Source organism: Pseudomonas fluorescens (genome assembly GCF_902497875.1).
GTDB lineage: Bacteria > Pseudomonadota > Gammaproteobacteria > Pseudomonadales > Pseudomonadaceae > Aquipseudomonas > Aquipseudomonas fluorescens_BR.
In genome coordinates, this window is sequence record NZ_CABVHY010000003.1 from 259,722 (window position 1) to 281,799 (window position 22,078).

Sequence of the window (22,078 nt, forward strand, 5' to 3'; positions counted from 1 at the left end):
GATCATTCCACACCGGGGGCGGGAATGATCATCTCGTCAGACCGCCTCTTTCTTTGGCTCTTCGATCTTGTACCAGGCCACATACAGCGCCGGCAGGAACAACAGCGTCAGCAAGGTCGCAATGATGATCCCGCCAATCATCGCGTAGGCCATCGGCCCCCAGAACACTTCGCGGGCGATGGGGATCATGCCCAGGCTCGCGGCGGCGGCGGTGAGCAGGATCGGTCGACGGCGATGCTCGGTAGCTTGCACCACCGCGTCCCATGGCGCGAAGCCGTCGCGTTCGTACTCATCGATCTGGGTCACCAGGATCACCGAGTTACGGATGATGATGCCGATCAGCGCGAGGATCCCGAGGATCGCCACAAAGCCCATCGGCGTGCCAGTGGGGATCAGCGCCAGGACCACGCCGATCAGCCCCAGCGGCGCGACGCTGGCGACCAGGAACAGCTTCTGCACGCTGTGCAGCTGAATCATCAGGAAGGTCGCCATCAGGAACAGCATCAACGGTACGACTTTGGCGATCGGCCCCTGGGCTTTGCTGCTTTCCTCTACCGTGCCCCCGGTCTCGACCGAATAACCGACAGGTAACGCAGCAGCGAATGTGTCGATGTCGGGCTTCAACTGTTTGACCAGATCGGTCGGCTGGATCTCGTCGCGCACCGCGGCCTTGATGGTGATGGTCGGTTTGCGATCGCGGCGCCAGACCAGGGGTTGTTCAAGCTCATAACGCACGCTGGCGAACGCCAGCAGCGGAATCGAGGTGCCACCCGGGGTGAGGATCTGCAGGTTCTGCAGGGTTTCCGGCGAGCCGCGCTCAGCGTCTTCGGCGCGGCCGACCACCTTGATCAGGTAGATATCATCACGCACCTGGGTCACAGACACACCGCTGACGATGCTGTTCATCACGTTCGCCACGTCTTCCGAGGACAATCCCAACTGCCGCGCCTTGTCCTGGGCGATGTCGATGCGCAGGACCTTGCCCGGCTCGTTCCAGTCGTAAATCATCTCGCCGATGTGCGAATTTTTGTCGAGCATGGTCGCCAGATCGATGGCATGTTTGCGCACCTGGTCGATGTCCTTGCCGCTGACCCGATACTGGATCGGCCGCCCCACGGGCGGGCCCATTTCCAGCGCCTGTACATAGCTGCCGATGCCGACAAAATCTTCGCGCAAGCGTTTGTTCAAACGTTGGGTCAGCGCCGTGCGCGCTTCCAGACCTTTGCTGACGATCACCAATTGCGCGTAGTAGGGGTTCTGCAATTGCTGGTCGAGGGGCAGGTAAAAACGAATCGCGCCTTCACCGATGTAAGTGCTCCAGCGCAGGATGTCCGGATCGTCTTTAAGCGTCGCTTCAAGGCGGTCGACCGCCAGCCGGGTTTCGTTGATCGAGGCGTTTTGCGGCAGGTTCAGGTCGACCAGAATTTCCGGACGGTCCGAGGATGGGAAGAACTGATTCTGCACAAAGCCCATGGAAAACACCGCGAGCACGAACAGCAGCACGGTGATGCCGATCGCCCACCAGCGATTGCGCAGGCTCCACAGCAGTCCGCCGTTGAAAGCGCGGCCGATGCGCCCCGGTTCTGCCGAATGGGGTTTCACGTTGGTACTGAGGATGTGCACGCCGATCACCGGGGCGAACAGCACCGCGACGATCCACGACACCAGCATCGCCACGGCGATCACCGCGAACAGGGTGAAGGTGTATTCGCCGGCGGAGCTGGCATTCAAACCGATGGGCACGAAGCCGGCCACGGTCACCAGGGTGCCGGTGAGCATCGGGAACGCGGTCGAGGTGTAGGCGAAGGTGGCCGCTTGCTCCTTGGTCTCGCCTTTTTCCAGGCGAGTCACCATCATTTCGACGGTGATCATCGCGTCGTCCACCAGCAAGCCGAGGGCGATGATCAATGCACCGAGGGAAATCCGCTGCATGGTGATGCCGCTGTATTCCATGAAGACAAAGACCATCGCCAGCACCAGCGGAATCGAGCAGGCCACCACCAGCCCGGCGCGCACGCCAAGGCTGACGAAGCTGACGAGCAGAACGATCACCACCGCCTCGAACAGCGCACGGGTAAAGCCCCCCACTGCCACTTCCACCACTTCGGCCTGATCGGAAACCTTGTGCACGCCGACACCCACCGGCAGATCGGCGGTGAGGTCTTGCATACGTTTATGCAGGGCGCTGCCGAAGTCCTGAATGTTCCCACCCTTTTTCATGGCGATCGCCAAGCCGATGGCCGGCTGACCATTGAAACGGAACAGCGGCGTTGCCGGATCGACATAACCTCGGCTGATGTCGGCGACATCCGCGAGGCGATAGAAGCGGTCATTGAGCCGCAGATTGACGTTGGCCAGGTCTTTCTCTGAAGCGAATTGCCCCGAAGTGCGCACCGAGATGCGTTCGGGTCCTGCCTCGATCACCCCGGCCGGGGTCACCGCATTCTGCGATTGCAGGCTTTGCAGCACCTGGCTTTGATCGATGCCCAGCGCCGCGAGTTTGCGGGTGGAGAAGTTCAGGTAGAGCACTTCGTCCTGCTCGCCGATCATTTCGACTTTGCCCAGGTTCGGCACTTCGCGGATCTCGGCGCGTACCTGCTCGACGTAATCGCGCAACTGGCGCATCGTCAGCCCATCGGCGGTGAAGGCATACACCGAGCCATAGACGTCGCCGAACTCGTCGTTGAAGGCCGGCCCCTGCAACCCTGGCGGGAAGGTGCCCCGGATGTCATCGATCTTCTTGCGCACCTGGTACCAGATCTCGGGGATGTCCTTGGCACTGGTGGTGTCGCGCAGGAACACGAACACGGTCGACTCGCCGGGGCGGGTGTAGCTCTTCACGTAATCGAGGGAATCGAGCTCTTCGAGTTTTTTCTCGATGCGGTCAGTGACCTGCTTGAGGGTTTCCTCCTGGGTCGCGCCGGGCCAGCGGGACTGGATCACCATGGTTTTGATGGTGAACGAGGGGTCCTCTTCACGGCCCAGGTTCAGGTACGAGAACACGCCCATCAGCAACGCGACGAACATCAGGTACCAGACAAAGGACTGATGCTTGATGGCCCACTCGGATAAATTGAAACTCCCTTTCATCGCCGGCTTCCCTCGTCGACTTTGACTTTCTGCCCCGGTTTGAGGCTGTTCACACCGGCGCTGACCACCCGCTCACCGGCCTTGACCCCGGAGGCCAGGACCACCGTGTTGCCATTGCGGCTGACAAAGGTCACCTCACGGGGTGACACGGTCTGCGTCTGGGTATCGATGACCCAGATCCGGCTCTTGCCGTCGACGTCCTGCACGGCACTGAACGGCAATTCGATTCGCGGTTCGATGGCCGAGCTGAGGGTCACGCTGATGGCGGTGCCCAGGCGAAATCCGCCAGGCGTCTCGGCCAGTGTCAGACGCGCACGCCGAGTGCGGGTCGCGCTTTGCGCCTGGGGTTCGATCTCGCGCACGATGGCAGAGGTGTTGATACTCGGATCGAGCTGTGCGGCAACCTTGAACACCACCTCGGCGGGCAGCCGCTCAACCAGGCTCGCCGGCAAATCGATCACCGCTTCCTTGATGTCCGGCCGCGCCAGGGTTACCACTTGCTGGCCGGCGCTGACCACCTGCCCGGCTTCGGCATTCCAGGCGGTGACGATGGCCGCGTGATCAGTGCGCAGTTCGCTGTAGTTGAGCTGATCGCGGGCCTGATTGACCGCGGCCCTGGCTTGCTCCAGCGAGGCGCTGGTGGTTTTCAGATCGGTCTGGGCAATGTCCAGTTGTGCCTGAGCGCCGACTCCGCGGTCGAACAGCTCCTGCTGCCGCCGGGCGTTGGCCTGGGCGTTGATCCATTGCGCCTCGATCCGCGCCAGGTCGCCTTGACTCGCACGCAGCTGATTCTGTTGATCGGTGGGGTCGAGGGTCGCGAGCAAGGCGCCCTTCTCCACTTCGCTGCCGACATCGACGTTGCGGCTGGCGATCCTTCCCGACACCCGAAAACCGAGATTGCTTTCATACCGAGCCTGAATGCTCCCGGCGAAACGTCCGAGGTTTTCTTCCGATTCGGACTGGACCTCAATGGACAGCACCGGGCGCACCGGCTCCGGCGGTGGCTCTTTTTTCGAACAGGCGGCAAGCAGCACACCAACCGCCAACACTGTGAGCAAGCGCTTCATGGCCGGGCTCCTGGCTGAATCGGGCCCTGCGCAGGCTGCGCGGCGATCTCCACCAACATCCCCGGGTGCAACAATTGCCCGCCGGCGGTCACGACTTTTTCGCCACCGTTCAGCCCCTCGCTGATGATCACCTTGCCGGTCAGGTAACGGGCAACCTTGACCGTATGCAACTGCGCCTTGTCTTCGCCATCCACCAGCCACACGGCCGGGTCGCTGAGGTTCTTGGTCAAGGCCGACCACGGCAATTCAACGGCGGACTTGCCCGGCACCTTGGCCGTGGCACTGACCACCGAGCCCAGTTCCATGCCCGCAGGCAGTTCGCTCAAGGTCACCTTGATCTGCACCGTGCCAGTTTGCGCGGAGACCGCCGGAGTGATTTCGCGGACGGTGCCGGTGGTCTTGACTTGCGGATTGTCGAGCAGGCTGACCACCACGGTCTTATCCGTCGGTGGCTCGACCAACAGCGACTCGTAGACGTTGAATACCGCGTCGCGTTCCCCATCCCGGGCCAGGCTGAAGACCGGCACCGTGGCTTGCATCACCTGACCGACTTCGGCCTGACGTGCAGTGATCACCCCCGGCGCATCGGCGACCAGCGCGGTGTAACTGAGTTGCTCGCGGGCATTGGCCAGTTGCGCCCGGGCGGCGGCCAGGGCGCTCTGGCTGCTGCGCAACGCCGCCTGGGCGGCGTCGTATTCGCTCTGGCTGGTGTAACCCTTGGGCAATAGCTTTTGTTGTCGGACAAATGCCGCGGCGGTCTGTTTGACCCGTGCCTGCTCGGCAACCACCTGCGCCTGGGCTGAATCGACGTTGGTCTGCAAATCTTTAGGATCGAGTCGGGCCAGCACCTGCCGGGCCGAAACCCTGTCACCGACATCGACCATGCGCTGGATAATTTTTCCGCCGACCCGAAACGACAATTCCGTCTGCACCCGTGCCTGGACATCGCCGGTAAGGGTCACCGTCGCGGCGAAGTCGGCTGGCCGCACCTCTTGCACCAACACCCGCGGACGCTGGCGTTCCACGGGCGGTTTATCGTCGCATGCGGTCAACAAGGCAAAGAGACTCAAGCCTAAGACCAACTTCAATCCGGGACCAGCCATGCAGACTCCTTTGCGTGATACGGGCGGACAGGTGACGATACGACTGTGAGCTTATATCAGGGTTCCACCCCAGCGCTCGCCAGCCATGATATTTGTGGCGAGGGGACCAGCCCCCTCGCCACATTGGATCGCTGTCATCCCTAACCCATAGGTCATCAGGCACACTGGCGAACCACGCAGCAGGATTTCCCCAATGCTCAAAACCCTCGCGGTGGCCAATTACCGCTCGATCAACAAACTGATCATCCCCCTCGAACGATTGAACGTGATTACCGGCCCCAACGGCAGCGGCAAGTCCAACCTGTATCGCGCCCTGCGCCTGTTGGCGGAGACAGCGCAAGGCGGCGTGATCAATGCACTGGCCCGTGAGGGTGGGCTGGATTCGAGCTTTTGGGCCGGGCCTGAAAACCTTTCGCGGCGCATGCGAAACGCCGAAGTGGCCATCGAAGCCTCTGTGCGCCAATCCCCCAAGCGCTTGCGCCTGGGATTTGCCGGTGAAGACTTCAGTTACGCGATCGCACTGGGTCTGCCAGAGCCCAGCCTTTCGTACTTCTCTCTGGACCCGGAAATCAAACGCGAATGCATCTGGGCAGGACCGATTTATCGCCCGGCCAGCCTGCTGGTCAATCGCGCCGGTCCGATGATCCGTGCCCGTGAAGGCCGCGGCTGGGATGTGCTCGCACAACACACACCCACCTTCGACAGCCTGTTTGACCGGGTCGGCAGCCTGCGCACCTCACCGGAGGTGTTGCTGCTGCGCGAGACCATTCGCGGCTGGCGCTTTTATGATCACTTTCGCAGCGATGCCGAGGCACCCGCGCGCCAACCGCAACTGGGCACCCGCACCCCGGTGTTGCACCACGACGGTCGCGACCTGGCCGCGGCGTTGCAAACCATCCGCGAAATCGGCGACCCACCGGCGTTGCAAGCCGCCATCAGCGACGCCTTCCCCGGCGCGACGCTGAATATCGCGCCGCTGCAAGGTGGGCGCTTCGCCATTGAGTTTTATCAGGAAGGCTTGTTGCGCCCGCTATCTGCCGCGGAACTGTCGGATGGCACGCTGCGTTATCTGCTGCTGGTCGCCGCGCTGCTGACCCCGCGCCCGCCAACGCTGATGGTGCTCAACGAGCCGGAAACCAGCCTGCATCCCGACCTGTTGCCGGCGTTGGCGCGGCTGATCATCCGCGCCTCGGAAAACTGCCAGATATGGGTGGTGTCCCACGCCAACCGCTTGATCGCGGCGCTGCAGCAAGACCAGGAGTGCAACTCCATCGTGCTGGAGAAAAATTTCGGTCAGACCGAGATCGTCGGACAAGGGATGCTGGATGAGCCGGCGTGGCATTGGCCGGATTGAGGTGTTGTGACGTGGGGGAAGCGGGAGACAGCTATGTCCCTTTGCGCTGTAGGAGGAATCTTTTTTTAGTCATCACTCTCCAAGGATGGACAGCTATTGGCCAGACTCGCCGGCCAATCGACAACAAGGATGGGAACATGGCTGACGCAAAGGCACCACTGCGGCTGGATCCACAGGACGTCGTGAAATGGCTCGTAGCATTGCGCCGGGCACTGGAGAGCCGCCGGTCTCGCGGGTAAAGCGGGCATGAAACACTGGCGTTTGTGGCAGAGGCTGGACCGATGGTGGCCGTTCTGTAGGAGCTGGCGCAGCCTGCGATCTTTTTCGCAGGCACCCAAGATCAAAAGATCGCAGCCTGCGGCAGCTCCTACGGGATTGTGTGTATTCGGCAGATCTATGCCGAACACGGTGATTACGGGCATCGCGCAGATCTTTCTGCAATCACGGTCGGCGTAGGAGCTGGCGCAGCCTGCGATCTTTTAGCGGTTCTGCAGATTGCCAAGAAGCAAGATCAAAAGATCGCAGCCTGCGGCAGCTCCTACGGGATTGTGCCTGCCCGCGAAAGGTCTGAAGGACCATTCTCTCAGCCAATAAAAAACGCCGACGCTTTACCAGCCGCCGACGTTGAAACCTTGAAAGGTTGGGTGCGCTGAAGAGCGCCGCGAATCAGAACGCCGGCAGTACTGCGCCGCTGTATTTTTTCGCGATGAATGCTTTCACTTCCGGGCTGGTCAGTGCTTTGGCGAGTTTCTGGATGGCGACGCTGTCCTTGTTGTCCGGACGGGCCACCAGGAAGTTCACGTAGGGCGAATCGGCACCTTCGATGATCAGTGCGTCCTTGGCCGGGTTCAGGCCGGCTTCCAGCGCATAGTTGGTGTTGATCATGTCCAGATCAACTTGATCCAGAACACGCGGCAACATGGCCGACTCAAGCTCTTTGAACTTGAAGTTATGCGGGTTCTTGGCGATGTCTTTCGGGGTCGCCAGGGCGTTTTTCGGGTCTTTCAATTCGATCAGGCCGGCTTTCTGCAGCAAGATCAACGCACGGCCGCTGTTGCTGCCTTCGTTCGGGATGGCAATGGTCGCGCCGTCCTTGAGCTCGGCCAGGGTTTTGACTTTCTTCGAGTAACCGCCGAAAGGTTCGACGTGAACGCCGATCACGGTCACCAGGTTAGTGCCTTTGCCTTCGTTAAAGCTTTTCAGGTACGGCAGGGTCTGGAAGTAGTTGGCGTCCAGACGCTTCTGATCGACCTGCACGTTCGGTTGTACGTAGTCGGTGAACACCTTGATTTCCAGATCCACGCCCTCTTTGGCGAGGGCCGGCTTGATCAGCTCGAGGATTTCAGCGTGCGGCACCGGCGTCGCGGCAACCACCAGTTTCTCGCCAGCCTGGGCGATGCCTGCGGACAGGGCAGCCGCCAGTGCGGTGAACAACAGAACCTTTTTCATGCAGTGTCCTTATCGAAAATCACAGTCGTCAGCGACGACGGCTTCAAGTGAGGTGCCAGTGAAGTGCTATCGCTGGCGTGGTGCGGACAATACCGAGATTTTTTATTCCCGAACAATATCTTTTATTCACTTTCATATTCCATTTTGCTCATACAGACGCCGCCTGCTCTACGCCGTGACCTATAAGGACTGCGTAAGCCGTTCCAGCAGGTCTTTCAGGGCTGCCCGTTCGCTGGCAGAACCGCCGCTGACGATTCGCTCGACCTGCTCTTCGATCAGCGGCAACGGCGCCAGGCTTTCCGGCAGATTCAGATGCTCCGGCAAAATTTCGTCGCCACTGCTGACCAGCAACGCAAAGTGGATGACGTTCTCCAGCTCACGGGTGTTGCCCGGCCAACTGTGATGCTCCAGCAGTTGCTGCGCCGCTTCGCTGATCAATGGCACCGGCAGACCCAGGCGCTGGCTGTAGATGCCGAGGAAGTACTCGGCCAATGAAAGGATATCGCCGACCCGTTCGCGCAATGCCGGCAGGTCCAGTTGGCCTTCGTTCAAGTAGTGATAAAGCCGCTCATGGAATTTCCCGGCAGCCACCGCTTGCGCCAGGTCGATACTGGTAGCCGCCACCAGCCGCACGTCCACCGGGCTTGGCTGCTGAGCACCAACACGGGTGACTTCGTGGTTCTCCAGTGCCGCGAGCAGCTTGATCTGGATCGGCAGCGGCAAGTCGCCGATTTCGTCCAGGTACAAAGTGCCGCCGTTGGCTGAACCGAACCAGCCGGCCCGACTGCTGGCCGAGCCGCTGTGACTGCCGGCGGCATAGCCGAACAACTCGGCATCGGCGTAGGTCGGACTGATCGCCCCGCAGTTGACCGAAACGAACAAACCACCACGGTCGCTGCCCCGGTGGATATGCCGCGCCAGCAGTTCTTTACCGCTACCGGTTTCACCGCGGATCAGCACGCAAATCGAGCGTGGTGCCAGCTGCTCAAGCTCGTGGCGCAGTTGTCGTGAACGAGGGTCAACGAACACCAGCGCCTTGGCGCGAATGCTCAACGGGCTTTTTTCCGCGTCGGGAAAGGTCAGCAACCGCTGACCGAAGGTTTCATGCAAGCTCATGACAGACTCCCGCCCAAATCCGCCGGGAGACGGCAGGCGTTAAAAAAATAAAAGACTCAAGCGCGACGCAGGGAATGCTGTTCCATGCGGTTTTGCAGACGGTAGAGGTAGGCGAAGCCCTGCTCCCAGCGTTGGTGCCCGGACTTCACATTAATGTGCCCGGCACCGGCCAGAATCCCGGCTTCGGCGCCCCAATGGCGGGCCAGCTCAAGGGCACGAGTGGCGCTGACGGCAGTGTCGTTGTCCGAGCTGACGACCTGGCTGGGAAACGGCAACAGGTGCGTCGGGATCGGTGCGAAGTTGCGCAAGGCCGGTGCGCAGGCAGGGCGTTCGACATCCGCGGGGGCGACCAGCAAGGCGCCGCGGACCTGCCGCAAAAAGCCGACGGGCGCCTGTGCCGCCCAATGAGCAACGGTGATGCACCCCAGGCTGTGGGCGATCAGGATCACCGGCGTGCTGTCGGCGGCGATGGCCTCGGCCAGCGCGGCAACCCAATCTTCACGACGCGGTGTTAACCAGTCGGCTTGCTCCACACGCGCGCTGTTCGGCAAACTGCTCTGCCAATGGCTTTGCCAATGATCTTCTGACGATCCTTGCCAGCCCGGCACGATCAGGTAGCGAATTGATTCGTAGCGCATGGGGAGCCCTCCGGCTGCTTGTCTGTTCGGGAGCAAGTATAGGGAGGAGAGTTATATTCGTTAAGGAATAAGAAGCTATTTATTAAGACCTAAAAAGAATATAAGCATCGCACCCTGTAGCGGATGCTGCAGGCTGCGATCAACCGAGGCAAGAAATCAAAAGGCCGGCACGCTAGGCGGGATACCCGAGTGAATCGCGCAATCGGTACCAACTGATCGCCAGCGCGGCACCGAGCTGGCGGGCGGGGTACAGCGGCAGGCGTGAGACCGGGGTGACGGGAAACTCCAGTTGCGCGACGTCGCAACCACGCACGGCCTGCGCGAGCACGCGCCCCAGTGCAGTGCCCATCGCCACGCCGCGACCGCAATAGCCGTACGCGGTCCATACACCGTCCGCCAATTGATGCAGGCGCGGCAGATCATCGATGGTCATGCCGACGCGACACGCCCAACCATGTACCCAGTCCACACCGGCGAGTTCCGGAAAACGTTCGATAGCCGCGGCCTGAAGTTGCGCCCGTGTTGCGGGATCGAGTGTGTCGGCAGAATGCCCGCGGCCCCCAATGACAAAGCGGCCGTCGGGGTCGATACGACAGTAGTAGGTGATTTTGCGCGTCTCCGAGACGCCCGCCCCACGCGACATGATGCGTTCGCGCAAGGTAGCTGGAAGAGGGTCGGTTGCGATCTGCGCGCTCGACACGGTGACATACGATTGCGCAACGGAAGGCCACAGCCGGTCGGTATAAGCATCAGTGGCCAGAATCACCTGCTTCGCCCGAACAATGTGACCATTCACTGTCAGCTCGACGCCACCGGCAACAGGTGTGATCGCACTGACTGGCGAGTGTTCATGGATGGCCGCCCCGCAAGCCAGTGCGGCGCTCGCGAGCCCTAGGGCATAGGCCAGCGGATGCACCGCGCCGGCACGGCGCTCAAGCAAACCTGCCGGCCAGAATTTCGAGCCAGTCGCCACAGCCATGGCGTCGCGGTCGAGGTACTGGGCGTCACCGCCGTGATTGTTGATTGCTTGTGCCCGAGCCTGTAAATACCGGGCGGACGCTTCGGAAAACGCCCCCTGGATCCAGCCATCGCGCGTCGGTGAGCAATCGATCTTATAGCGCTCGACGAGCTCGAACAGCTCATCCGCACTGTGATACCCAAAACGCATCATGCGCGTCGCGGTCTCAGCGCCAAACCGTTTGATCAGTGCCGCCGGTGTCGGTTTGAAGCCCGGGACCACCTGGCCACCGTTGCGGCCGGAGGCTCGGTGGGCGATTTCGGACGCCTCGAACAGGGCGACATTGACACCCGATTCAGCAAGATGGAGCGCGGCGGACAATCCGGTGAAGCCACCACCGATCACTGCGACATCGACAGAAAGTGGCCCGGTAATCGGCGGTGTCGCGCTACGCGCAGCAGTGGTCGCCGCCCACAGCGTGGACGTCGGGAAGTGCATATTCGCTGTCATGGTAAAGCCTATACGGTATGCGGGTTCGGGAACGGCAAGCGCCGCTGGATGGCTTAACTTGCGTGCGTGACTCGGCGCAGGAAATCGCGCATGCGTTCGTTGCTCGGCGCGCTCAATACTTCTCTGGACGGCCCCTGCTCGGCGATGCGTCCGCCATCGAGAAACAGCACTCGGTCGGATACGTCTCGGGCGAAACCCATCTCGTGGGTGACGATGATCATGGTCATCCCTTTCTCGGCCAGCCCGCGCATGACCGCCAGCACCTCGCCGACCAGTTCCGGGTCAAGTGCAGAGGTGGGTTCGTCGAACAAGATGGCTTCAGGCTGCATGGCCAGGGCGCGGGCGATTGCCACTCGCTGCTGCTGACCTCCGGACAACTGGTGCGGGAAGTGGTCAACTTTTTCCGCGAGGCCCACACTGGCAAGCAGCTCGCGTCCCCGTTCGGCGGCCTCGCGGGGATTTTCACCTTTCACATGAACCGGGCCTTCGATCACATTCTCGAGCGCCGTGCGATGGGGAAAAAGATTGAATCGCTGGAACACCATCCCGACACGTTGCCGTACATGGCGAATGTCCGATCGCCCAGCATCAACCTTCAGGCCTTCGACCGATACGCTACCGGCTTCGTAACGCTCCAGCCCATTGATGCAGCGCAGCAGCGTCGACTTGCCCGAGCCGGAAGGGCCGATCAGGCAAACTACTTCGCCAGAATGAATTTCTGCGTTGATGCCGCTCAACACGCGGTGCGCGCCGAATGACTTGCTCAGGTTCTCGATTTTGATCATTTTTTGCTCCCCATGCTTTTTTCGAGACGGCCGATCGCGTACATCATTGGCAGGCTCATCGCGAGGTACATCAGCGCGACAAGGGTAAAGACCGTCGAACTATTGAAGGTGGCTGCAGCGATCAATTTGCTTTGCATCGACAGCTCGACCACGGTGATGACAGCCGTTTGGGAAGAGTCCTTGAGCATCATCACCACGTTGTTGCCATAGGGCGGCAATGCCATGCGCAACGCCTGCGGCAGCACCACTCGGCGCATCAACTTCGCACGCGACATGCCAATCGACTGGGCAGCCTCGAACTGCCCGACATCCACCGCATCGATACCCGCACGAAACACTTCTGCCATGTACGAGGAATAGGCGATGCCCAGGCCCAGGGAACCGGCCTGAAACGCGGTCAGGCTGATGCCGATCTCCGGGATCACGAAGTACATGTAAAACAGCACCACGATGATCGGGATGCCTCGGAAGACGTTGGTCAGCACGCGGCTGGCATGGGCAAGCGGGGCGATACCACTCACCCGCAGAAGGGCCCAGAACAAGCCGAGTACGGTAGCGATCACCAGCGCAGTGGCGGTGATGTAAATCGTGGTCAGTGCGCCCTGCAGCAGCATGGGCAGGTAATCCACTGCATCAGTCAGGAAGGAATCGAACATCTACAACCTCCGGAGCGTGTGCACGCGCCGTCCCGGGCTAAGGGACCGCGTGCGGGTTAGGAGAGGAACCGATCAGGAGGCGACGGCCCACTTCGCGAGAATCGTGCGCAAAGTGCCGTCCTGGCGAAGTTTGTCGATGGCCGCGTTGATCTTCGCGACGGTCGCGGCATCGCCCTTCTTCACGGCCAGCGCGATGTCGGTTGCGATCACCGATTTGTAAGTGTCGACCAGGCGCACCCTGGCGCCGACCTGGCGCACTTGATAGGCGACTACCGGACCGTCACCGAACGCGGCGTCCAGGCGACCGAGCGCGATGTCTCGAACCATATCGGCCATCGTGTCGTAGAGTTTCACTTCCTTGAAGCCACCCACAGCCGTTATCGGCTCGACATAAGACGTACCGACTTGCACGCCGATGATCTTGCCTTTCAGGTCGGCAAAACTGAGGTAGGGCGTGGCATCCGCTGCGGGGACGATCAACCCCTCGCCGTAGCTCACAACGATGTCCGAGAAGTCGACGACCTCGGCGCGGGCCGGAGTGCGGGCGAATGCCGAGGCAATGATCTGGATCTTGCCGGTTTGCAAGGCGGGTACGAGGGAGGTGAACGGAATCGGTACGATCTCGGGCGTGAAGCCGACCTCCTTGCCGACGGCACCGGCAATGTCGATCATCAAGCCCTTGAGCGTGTTGCTCTGCGGATCCAGATAATTGAACGGCACCGCACTTGGCGTGGCGCCGACCTTCAGCACCGGGAGTTCGGCGTGCGCCGTCGACAGCAAGGCAACGGTGGAGACGACGGCGACCAACGATTTTATTGTTTTATGCAACATGTGGAATCCCCTTTTGAAACCGCCTCTGAAAGCGCGCGGACTGTGCCGACCAGGATCGGTCAGAACGGAATTTCAGACCATTAACCGTATCGCACAGCGATATGCATATATTGCATGCAGATTCGATCCTGCATCAGCAACCCATTACCGTCAATAGTCAAAAATCGGCAGGCACGGTGAAATATCCACAGCCGAGGTTTTACCAATGGGCCGTAAACACTGAGGTTATGGCCTTGTTCGGGGAGATTTTTCGGGGAGCGGGGCCCCTACTTGACGCCTGCGATCTATCGATATACGGTCAGCTTCTATCGAGATGCAGTCTCTATCTATTGATATTCGGGCGGCTTTGTCGCCAGGCAACGGACTACCATGAACCCCGCAGATTCGACGTTGTATGTGCAATCTCTCGCCACTGGCATCGCCGTGCTCGATGCCTTCGATCCGCAGCATGCGTCGATGAGCCTGCCGGAGATCGCCGCTGCTGCCGGCATCAGCCGTAGCGCCGCGCAGCGATTCGCCTTCACGCTGGAAGCGCTTGGCCTGTTGCTCAAAGACCCGGTCAGCAAGCGCTATTCGTTGTCGTCGCGAACCCTTGATGCGGGCTGTCACTACCTACAGTCACATTCGCTACTGGATCGAGCGAATCCCTATCTGCTCGAATTGAATCGAAACGCGGGGGAGACGGTGAACCTGGCGGAGCCGGCCGGTACGGACATGATCTACATCGGCCGATTTCCAAGCCCGATGCGCCTCATGGTGCACATGCCGGTTGGACGCCGAATTCCGATGTATTGCTCTTCAACGGGGCGCGCCTATCTCTCGTGTTTGCCTGAAGAGCAGGCGCTCGCGATCCTGGAAAGCACACAGCGGATTCGTTTCACGCCAAATACCGTGGTTGATCTGGAAGCACTGCTCGATCGCCTTCAAATAGCGCGGCAAGAGGGCTATGCGTACTGCAGTGAGGAGTACTACCGCGGAGACCTCGCGCTCGCCGTACCGGTGTTCGATCTCAATCACCACGTGGTGGCCAGCCTGCAGATGTCCGTGCCGGTGTCCAAATGGTCACTCAAGAAAGCCGTCTCGCGCTTCATCCCGATGATGCAGGACACGGCGCGATTGATCTCGACCACGCCGCCGACACAGCGGCCGCTGACCTCATTTCTTGGGCCAAATATCGAACAGCCGGTGGCACCGGCCGCACCGGTAAAATCGCGCTAAAACCGTGGGAGCCTGGAGCGCCTGCAGTTGAACCAGCCGCTTGCGGCAAAAGAACAAAAAAAAGGCCGCACCCTGCCAAGGAGACGGCCCGAAAATCGTTGAGCGCCGGGTGATAACGTGCGCTCGATGCAGGCCTATGATTGATTTGAAGCACTTATATCTCAAAGTAATTTTTTATATTTTTACTAGATCAAAAATAAATATAAGAATTCATCATTTCACTCAAACGGCTTGCCCATTCGGGCGCCTGGGGCTTGCAGAAGTACCCCGCATGATTCCATTCTCTGATTATTGATGTTCGCCTCCTGCCCTGCGTCATCGCGCAGCGTGCTCGCCGTGAACGCCAACCTGTTGACTGGAAGCGCCAATCATCATGATTGAACCTACCTCCCTCGCCAGTTGGACCCGCGCCCTGCGCAAACAACTCGATGCGCTTGGCCTCGACAGCGATGCACTGTGCCGCGAAGCCGGGCTCGACCCGCAACTGATGGACGACCCGAACGCCCGGTATCCGCTGTCCGCCACCACGCGCCTGTGGGAAGTGGCGGTCAAGGCCAGCGGCGACCCGGCGATCGGCTTGCGAGTCTCGCGCTTCGTCAGCCCGACCAGCTTTCACGCGCTGGGTTATGCGCTGGTGGCCAGCGGCAGCTTGCGTGAAGTCTTTGAGCGGATCGTGCGTTATCACCAGGTGGTCAGCGATGCGCTGGAGCTGGAACTGAACCAGCACGGCGACCGCTACTGCTTTCATCTGAAGGTGCCTCAGAGCAGCCCGACGCCAGCCTACGAAGCCATCGATGCCTTTGCGGCGATTTATGTACGTACCTGCCGCAACCGTCTGGGTCGGGACTATGCACCGCTGGCGGTGTACCTGCGCCGGCCGGAACCGGCTGATCCCAAACACTGGCACACAGTGTTCCGCGCGCCGATCTTCTTTGCGGCCGACGAGGACCGTCTGGAGTTTGCCGTCAGCGATTTCGACAGTCATCTGGATGACGCCAACCCGGAACTGGCCGAACACAACGAAACAGCGCTCGAGCGCACCCTGACGCAATCGAAACCATTGACCTGGGAGCGCAAGGTCCGCGCTGCAATTGAAGCGCAATTACCGGAAGGCGAACCCTCTGCTGAACGCATCGCCGAGGCTCTGCATTTGAGCCTGCGCAGTCTGCATCGACATCTGGCCGATGAAGGTTATCGCTTTGATACCTTGCTCAACGAATGTCGGGAGAACCTGGCGCTGCTGCACCTGCGTGACCCGCAGTGCTCATTGAGCGAGATCAGCTATCTGCTGGGCTTTGCCGATACCAGCAGCTTCAGCCGCGCGTTCAAGCGCTGGACCGGGATGACCCCGGGGCAGTTTCGGGATGGGTTGCGGTGAAAATTTGTGTTGCCTGCGCCGGCCCCATCGCGAGCAAGCTCGCTCCCACAGGTAAGGAGGTGTTCACAAACCTGTAGTCAGACTCCTACCTTGTGGGAGCGAGCTTGCTCCGGGCGGCGATCCGACGATGGCATTAGCCCGGACACCCCCAATCACCGCCCCCGATCACGCCGTAACAACTTGCGCACCCGTGCCACCAGCTCACTCGTGGCAAACGGCTTGAGCAAATAATCATCGTCATGCAACTCAAGCCCGCGCAGCCGATCTTCAATCCCGTCCCTGGTGGTCAGAAACAACACCGGCGTCGCGCCGCGCTTACGAATCTGCTGCTGCAATTGCCAGGCATTGAGCCCAGGCAACATGACGTCAAGGATGACCAGATCGTACTCAGGCCGCTCTTCGATAAAGCGTCGCCCCTGCATCCCGTCGACCGCCACATCCACCGCATAGCTCGCTTCGCCCAGGCCCTCGGCCAAGAGTTTTGCAGTCTTGGGTTCGTCTTCCACTAACAGCAAACGCATGGTGCACCTCGATTATCGTGGACACAGGCTAGGCGCCTTGGCGGCCATTGCCCATCACTAACGGTTATTTCGGATGAGCCGACTGATTCAGGCCTGCGCCGCGCCCCGTAATTTTTCCAGATCCAGCACTTCGATCTCGCCATAATTCAACTGCACGATGCCCTGGTTCTGCAGGTCCTTGAGGATCTGGTTGGTGGTCTGCCGGGAAAGCGAAAGCATCAGCGCCAACTGTTCCTGGGGCAACTGCAGGACCCGGCGCGAGGACTCGGTCTCGCCATAACCTTCGGCAATCATCAGCAGTCGGTGAGCCACACGCGCCGCCGCGGGCATCAGGCTCAGCTGTTCGAGATTGATGAACGTCAGGCGCAATTTATGGCTCATCAACAACGCCAGGTGGCGCCAGTACAGTGGATGCTCTTCCAGCAGTTCGAGCATCGCACTCTGAGTCACCTGCAACAGAGTGCAGCGGCCGACACCGTAGGCGTCGTGGGTTCGCGGCCGGCCATCGAACAGGCAGATTTCACCGAACCAGTGCGGCGGTTCGACCACACTGAGCAGCGCTTCCTTGCCCTGCTCGCTGACCGCGCCAATGCGCACCGCCCCCTCAAGCACCCCATACAAGCCACAAGGCGGATCACCGCGCTTGAACAACCGTTGACCGGGCGCCAGGCGCCGCACCCTGGCGGCCGCCAGCAGACTATCCTGTAACAAGGCAGGTAAATGAGCGAACCACTGACCGCTCGACAACAGCGCACGCCAGGCCTGCCTATCCATTAGAACTCCCGATGATTGTCGCCTGGCTGACAGAGCGAAGATTGAGCGCAGGGCATGATCGAACTCCCTAAAGGAGCCAATAACAATGAAAAGCCTCGTTGACCATCTCAGTCAATACGCCGCCTACCATCGCGACCCGCGAAATATCATCAGCCACTTTATTGGCATACCGCTGATCGTGGTCGCTGTTGCGGTATTGCTGTCACGGCCGCAATGGCCGCTGGCCGGGCTCTGGGTGTCGCCAGCGGTGCTGTTGGCACTGGCCTCGGCGTGGTTCTATTTGCGTCTGGAACTGCGCCTGGGCGTGTTGATGAGCGTGTTGCTTGGCCTGTCCGTTTGGCTAGGTCAGGTGCTTGCGCAGGAAAGCACGTTGGTTTGGCTCGGCAGCGGCATCGGTATGTTTGTCATCGGCTGGGCCATCCAGTTTGTCGGCCATCACTACGAAGGGCGCAAACCGGCGTTTGTCGATGACGTGACGGGATTGATAGTCGGGCCGCTGTTTGTCGTGGCCGAACTGGCGTTCATGCTGGGGTTGCGGCGGGACCTCAAAGAGCAGATCGAGGCGCGAGTGGGTGGGGTCCGGATCAATCGGAAAAATGCGGCGGCTTGAAAATTCTTAAAAGATCGCAGCCTGCGGCAGCTCCTACAGGTGTCCGAAAATCCCCGTAGGAGCTGCCGCAGGCTGCGATCTTCTGATCTTAAAGGTTAGCCACTTTCTGCCAGACCTTCGGCTTGAAGAACAACGTCTCACCGCGCGCCAGGCCGATCAGGCTGTCGTGATCCTTGACCACTTCCGCTTCGATCAACTCACTCTGCCCTTCGACTTTCAGCGTCACCCGGGTAGTCGCGCCCAGTGGGCGGATATCGCGCACTTCAGCAGCGTGGTGGTCTTCCAGTTCATGGCGCGACAGCGACACCTCGTGCGGGCGAAACAGCACGTGGTTGTCTTCGCCAAGGTGCAGGCGGTTGGAGTCGCCAAGGAAGTGATAGACGAAATCGCTGGCCGGGTTTTCGTAGACTTCACCTGGCGAGCCGATCTGCTCGATCACGCCCTTGTTCATCACCACGATACGGTCGGCCACTTCCATGGCCTCTTCCTGGTCGTGGGTCACGAACACCGAGGTCAGGTTGATGTCTTCGTGCAACCGCGCCAGCCAGCGCCGCAGTTCTTTACGAACCTTGGCATCCAGCGCGCCGAAGGGTTCGTCCAGCAGCAGGACTTTCGGCTCCACCGCCAGGGCACGGGCCAGGGCGATACGTTGACGCTGGCCACCGGAAAGCTGTTCCGGGTAGCGGTCGGAGAGCCAGTCCAGTTGCACCATGTTCAGCAGTTCGTGGACTTTGACCGCGATCTGGCTTTCGCTCGGGCGCTGTTTTTTCGGCTTCATGCGCAGGCCAAACGCGACGTTGTCGAACACCGTCATGTGGCGAAACAACGCGTAGTGCTGGAACACGAACCCGACGTTTCGATCACGCACGTCGTGACCGGAGACGTCTTCGCCGTGGAACACAATGCTGCCGTCATCCGGGGTTTCGAGGCCGGCGATGATCCTCAGCAGCGTGGTCTTGCCGCAACCGGAGGGGCCGAGCAGCGCCACCAGTTCACCGCTCTGGATGTCCAGATTGATGCGGTCCAGGGCTTTGAAGGCGTGGAAGTTCTTGCTGACATTACGGACTTCGATCGACATGATTTATTCCTCCGCCGCACTGGCGCGCAGGCGGTTAATACGGTTCTCGCTCCACTGCTTGAGCAGCAGGATGAAGAGCGCCAGGATCAGCAACAGACTCGCCACGGCAAACGCCGCGACATGGTTGTATTCGTTGTAGAGGATCTCGACATGCAGCGGCAAAGTGTTGGTCACCCCGCGGATGTGCCCGGACACCACCGAAACCGCGCCGAACTCACCCATCGCCCGCGCGGTACAGAGCACCACGCCGTAGATCAGACCCCATTTGATGTTCGGCACCGTGACATGCCAGAACATCTGCCAGCCGTTGGCGCCCAGCAGCCGCGCGGCTTCTTCTTCCTGGGTACCCTGCTCCTGCATCAGCGGGATCAGCTCCCGGGCCACGAACGGCACGGTGACGAAGATGGTCGCCAGTACGATGCCTGGCAGCGCGAAGACGATCTGGATGTCGTGGTCCTGCAGCCATGGGCCGAAGAAGCCCTGGGCGCCGAACATCAGCACATAGACCAGACCGGCGATCACCGGCGACACCGAGAACGGCAAGTCGATCAGGGTCACCAGCATGCTCTTGCCGCGGAACGAGTACTTGCTCACGCACCAGGCGGCGCTGACGCCGAACACCAGATTGAGCGGCACCGAAATCAGCACCGCGACCACCGTCAGCTTCAGGGCCGATAGCGCATCCGGCTCGAAGATCGCGGTGAAGAATGCGCCGAGGCCGAGTTTCAGCCCCTGGGACACCACGATAAACAGCGGCAACAACAGAAACAGGGCGAAGATCAGCCAGCCGAGGCCAATCAGAATGCGTCGTGAAACGGCGCTGCCACGACGGGCAGCGTTAGCCGAGGAAGCGGCGGTAAGCGTTGAACTGGACATATTCCGGGCCTCCTTATGGGGTTTCGATGCGCCGCTGCAACAAGTTGATCAGCAGCAACAGGACGAAGGAAACCACCAGCATCAGCACGCCGATGGAGGTGGCGCCGGTGTAGTCGTATTGGTCGAGCTTGACCATGATCAGCAGCGGCAGGATCTCGGTCTTCATCGGCATGTTGCCGGCGATGAAGATCACCGAACCATACTCACCAACGCCACGGGCGAAGGCCAGGGCGAAACCGGTCAGCCAGGCGGGCAGCAACGCCGGCACCAGGATGTAGCGAAACACCTGCAATGGCTTGGCCCCCAGGCAGGCAGCGGCTTCTTCGACTTCGCGAGGGATGTCGGCGAGCACCGGCTGCACCGTACGCACCACGAACGGCAAGGTGACGAAGGTCAGCGCCAGGGTGATACCCAGCGGGGTGTAGGCAATCTTGAAGCCCAGATCAGCGGCGAACTGCCCGACCAGTCCGTTCGGAGCGTACAGCGCAGTCAACGCAATACCGGCCACGGCGGTGGGCAACGCGAATGGCAGGTCGATCATCGCGTCGATGATCTTGCGGCCGGGGAAGGTGTAGCGCACCAGCACCCAGGCCAGCAACGTACCGATGATGCCGTTGATGATCGCGGCGTACAGCGCGGTACTGAAACTCAGCTTCAACGCCGCCAGCACGCGGGGGGCGGAGATGATCGCCCAGAACTGATCCCAGGTGAGTTGAGCGGCATGCACGAACATCGCTGCCAGGGGTATGAGCACAATCAGGCTGAGGTACACCAAGGTGTAACCCAGCGTCAGCCCGAAGCCGGGTATGACGGGGGAGATACGACGCGACATAAAAGTCCTTGGTTGAACGCGCGAAGCCCCGAATCGTAATCCGGGGCTCTTTGCTAGCTACTGAGCAATCCGCTTCACGGCGTTATTGCGCGGTGTAAATCTGGTCGAACACACCACCGTCATTGAAGAATTTCGGTTGGGCAGTTTTCCAGCCGCCGAAGTCTTTGTCGATAGTCACCAGATCCAGTTTCGGGAACTGCTGGGCATACTTGGCCGCCACATCCTTGTCACGCGGACGGTAGAAGTTTTTCGCCGCGATCTCCTGGCCGGCCGGGCTGTACAGATGCTTCAGATAGGCTTCGGCGATTTCGCTATTACCCTTCTTCTCGGCGTTCTTATCCACCACCGCCACGGGCGGCTCGGCGAGGATCGACAACGACGGCACCACAATGTCGAACTTGTCCGCGCCACCGTCTTCTTTCAGCGCCAGGAAAGCTTCGTTTTCCCAGGCCAGCAACACGTCGCCCTGACCGTTGTTGACGAAGGTAATGGTCGAACCGCGAGCGCCGGTATCCAGCACCGGAACATGCTTGAACAGCTCCTGGACATATTCCTGAGCCTTGGCTTCGCTACCGCCGGCTTTCAGGCCATAGGCCCAGGCGGCGAGGAAGTTCCAGCGCGCGCCGCCGCTGGTTTTCGGGTTCGGGGTGATCACTTCAACACCCTTTTTGGTCAAATCGCCCCAGTCCTTGATACCTTTTGGGTTGCCCTTGCGCACCAGGAACACGATGGTCGAGGTGTAGGGAGTGCTGGCCTCAGGCAAGCGCTTTTGCCAATCGGTTGGCAGAGACTTGCCAAGCTTGGCGATTTCGTCGATGTCACCGGCCAACGCCAGTGTCACTACATCCGCCCGCAGGCCATCAATCACCGCCCGGCCCTGTTTGCCCGAGCCGCCGTGGGATTGCTGGATTTTCACGTTGTCGCCAGCGTGGTCTTTCTTCCAGAAATTGACGAACTCAGCGTTGAAATCCTGATACAGCTCACGGGTCGGGTCATAGGACACGTTGAGCAACTCGTAATCCTTGGCAACCGCGGAACCCGCAAAAATGGCGCTGGCCAGAGCGGCCAGGGCGTAACGGCGAATCGACGACATAGTGAAAGCTCCTGAAATTCTTGGGGTGTTGGCTTTTCTTATGGGTTCTGGAATCGGGTCGCCTCGGGAAAAGATCGCAGCCTGCGGCAGCTCCTACGGGGAGTTGTGTACACCTGTAGGGGCCTGCGATCTTTTGACGTT

Annotated in this window: 20 protein-coding genes; 4 read left to right on the forward strand and 16 right to left on the reverse strand. The window is 60.4% G+C overall.

Features of this window, described 5'->3' with window-relative positions:
• Nucleotides 1-36: 36 nt before the first annotated feature.
• The 3 genes from F8N85_RS04255 to F8N85_RS04265 are packed head-to-tail and all read right to left on the reverse strand — an operon-like array spanning nt 37 to nt 5,260.
• Nucleotides 37-3,090, reverse strand: coding sequence for an efflux RND transporter permease subunit (locus F8N85_RS04255; RefSeq protein ID WP_150802425.1), 3,054 nt, complete (start codon nt 3,088-3,090; stop codon nt 37-39).
• Nucleotides 3,087-4,157: an efflux RND transporter periplasmic adaptor subunit gene (locus tag F8N85_RS04260; RefSeq protein WP_150802426.1), complete on the reverse strand. Its 1,071-nt coding sequence runs from the start codon at nt 4,155-4,157 to the stop codon at nt 3,087-3,089. Before F8N85_RS04260 ends, F8N85_RS04255 begins: the two co-directional genes overlap by 4 nt.
• Entirely contained in the window at nt 4,154-5,260 is a 1,107-nt protein-coding gene (locus tag F8N85_RS04265; RefSeq protein ID WP_150802427.1) for an efflux RND transporter periplasmic adaptor subunit, read from the reverse strand. The genes F8N85_RS04260 and F8N85_RS04265 overlap by 4 nt, the downstream gene beginning before the upstream one ends.
• A gap of 193 nt (nt 5,261-5,453) precedes the next feature.
• Between F8N85_RS04265 and F8N85_RS04270 the strand changes: the two genes are divergently transcribed.
• A complete protein-coding gene (locus tag F8N85_RS04270; RefSeq protein WP_150802428.1) occupies nt 5,454-6,614 on the forward strand; it encodes an AAA family ATPase in 1,161 nt (386 codons plus the stop codon).
• A 666-nt stretch (nt 6,615-7,280) separates the two neighbouring features.
• Here the strand turns inward: F8N85_RS04270 and F8N85_RS04275 are convergent.
• From F8N85_RS04275 to F8N85_RS04305, 7 genes are all read right to left on the reverse strand, one after another.
• Complete coding sequence (locus F8N85_RS04275; RefSeq protein ID WP_150802429.1) at nt 7,281-8,063, reverse strand: MetQ/NlpA family ABC transporter substrate-binding protein; 783 nt, start codon at nt 8,061-8,063, stop codon at nt 7,281-7,283.
• 180 nt (nt 8,064-8,243) lie between these two features.
• On the reverse strand, nt 8,244-9,179 hold the full coding sequence (locus tag F8N85_RS04280; RefSeq protein WP_150802430.1) for a sigma 54-interacting transcriptional regulator: 936 nt from the start codon (nt 9,177-9,179) through the stop codon (nt 8,244-8,246).
• A 56-nt stretch (nt 9,180-9,235) separates the two neighbouring features.
• Nucleotides 9,236-9,817 (reverse strand): alpha/beta hydrolase, encoded by a 582-nt coding sequence (locus tag F8N85_RS04285; protein WP_150802431.1) that lies wholly within the window; start codon nt 9,815-9,817, stop codon nt 9,236-9,238.
• Nucleotides 9,818-9,989: 172 nt separating this feature from the next.
• Nucleotides 9,990-11,273, reverse strand: a complete 1,284-nt coding sequence (locus tag F8N85_RS04290) for an NAD(P)/FAD-dependent oxidoreductase (RefSeq protein ID WP_191636107.1) — start codon at nt 11,271-11,273, stop codon at nt 9,990-9,992.
• A 65-nt stretch (nt 11,274-11,338) separates the two neighbouring features.
• Nucleotides 11,339-12,070, reverse strand: coding sequence for an amino acid ABC transporter ATP-binding protein (locus tag F8N85_RS04295; protein WP_150802433.1), 732 nt, complete (start codon nt 12,068-12,070; stop codon nt 11,339-11,341).
• On the reverse strand, nt 12,067-12,726 hold the full coding sequence (locus F8N85_RS04300; RefSeq protein ID WP_150802434.1) for an amino acid ABC transporter permease: 660 nt from the start codon (nt 12,724-12,726) through the stop codon (nt 12,067-12,069). Before F8N85_RS04300 ends, F8N85_RS04295 begins: the two co-directional genes overlap by 4 nt.
• A 72-nt stretch (nt 12,727-12,798) precedes the next feature.
• Nucleotides 12,799-13,557, reverse strand: coding sequence for an ABC transporter substrate-binding protein (locus F8N85_RS04305; RefSeq protein ID WP_150802435.1), 759 nt, complete (start codon nt 13,555-13,557; stop codon nt 12,799-12,801).
• Between the two features lie 369 nt (nt 13,558-13,926).
• On the opposite strand from F8N85_RS04305, the gene F8N85_RS04310 reads away from it, so the two are divergent.
• Together F8N85_RS04310 and F8N85_RS04315 are read left to right on the forward strand one after the other, a co-directional pair.
• Entirely contained in the window at nt 13,927-14,775 is an 849-nt protein-coding gene (locus tag F8N85_RS04310) for an IclR family transcriptional regulator (RefSeq protein WP_150802436.1), read from the forward strand.
• 373 nt (nt 14,776-15,148) lie between these two features.
• The gene (locus tag F8N85_RS04315) at nt 15,149-16,153 is read left to right on the forward strand and encodes an AraC family transcriptional regulator (protein WP_150802437.1); all 1,005 of its coding nucleotides are present in this window, start codon (nt 15,149-15,151) and stop codon (nt 16,151-16,153) included.
• Nucleotides 16,154-16,305: 152 nt separating this feature from the next.
• Here the strand turns inward: F8N85_RS04315 and F8N85_RS04320 are convergent, their stop codons facing one another.
• Together F8N85_RS04320 and F8N85_RS04325 are read right to left on the reverse strand one after the other, a co-directional pair.
• The gene (locus F8N85_RS04320) at nt 16,306-16,674 is read right to left on the reverse strand and encodes a response regulator (RefSeq protein ID WP_150802438.1); all 369 of its coding nucleotides are present in this window, start codon (nt 16,672-16,674) and stop codon (nt 16,306-16,308) included.
• 87 nt (nt 16,675-16,761) lie between these two features.
• The gene (locus F8N85_RS04325) at nt 16,762-17,448 is read right to left on the reverse strand and encodes a Crp/Fnr family transcriptional regulator (RefSeq protein WP_150802439.1); all 687 of its coding nucleotides are present in this window, start codon (nt 17,446-17,448) and stop codon (nt 16,762-16,764) included.
• Between the two features lie 85 nt (nt 17,449-17,533).
• Here F8N85_RS04325 and F8N85_RS04330 point away from each other — a divergent pair, with 85 nt between their 5' ends.
• Nucleotides 17,534-18,058 carry a DUF962 domain-containing protein gene (locus F8N85_RS04330; protein ID WP_150802440.1) on the forward strand — a complete coding sequence of 175 codons (525 nt, stop codon included), beginning with the start codon at nt 17,534-17,536 and terminating at the stop codon, nt 18,056-18,058.
• 88 nt (nt 18,059-18,146) lie between these two features.
• Here F8N85_RS04330 and F8N85_RS04335 read toward each other — a convergent pair whose 3' ends face one another.
• The 4 genes from F8N85_RS04335 to F8N85_RS04350 form a co-directional block, all read right to left on the reverse strand.
• Nucleotides 18,147-19,136: a sulfate/molybdate ABC transporter ATP-binding protein gene (locus tag F8N85_RS04335; protein WP_150802441.1), complete on the reverse strand. Its 990-nt coding sequence runs from the start codon at nt 19,134-19,136 to the stop codon at nt 18,147-18,149.
• 3 nt (nt 19,137-19,139) lie between these two features.
• Nucleotides 19,140-20,012, reverse strand: coding sequence for a sulfate ABC transporter permease subunit CysW (cysW, locus tag F8N85_RS04340; RefSeq protein WP_150802442.1), 873 nt, complete (start codon nt 20,010-20,012; stop codon nt 19,140-19,142).
• Between the two features lie 13 nt (nt 20,013-20,025).
• Nucleotides 20,026-20,844 (reverse strand): sulfate ABC transporter permease subunit CysT, encoded by an 819-nt coding sequence (gene cysT / locus F8N85_RS04345; protein WP_150802443.1) that lies wholly within the window; start codon nt 20,842-20,844, stop codon nt 20,026-20,028.
• 82 nt (nt 20,845-20,926) lie between these two features.
• The gene (locus F8N85_RS04350) at nt 20,927-21,937 is read right to left on the reverse strand and encodes a sulfate ABC transporter substrate-binding protein (RefSeq protein WP_150802444.1); all 1,011 of its coding nucleotides are present in this window, start codon (nt 21,935-21,937) and stop codon (nt 20,927-20,929) included.
• Nucleotides 21,938-22,078: the final 141 nt, after the last annotated feature.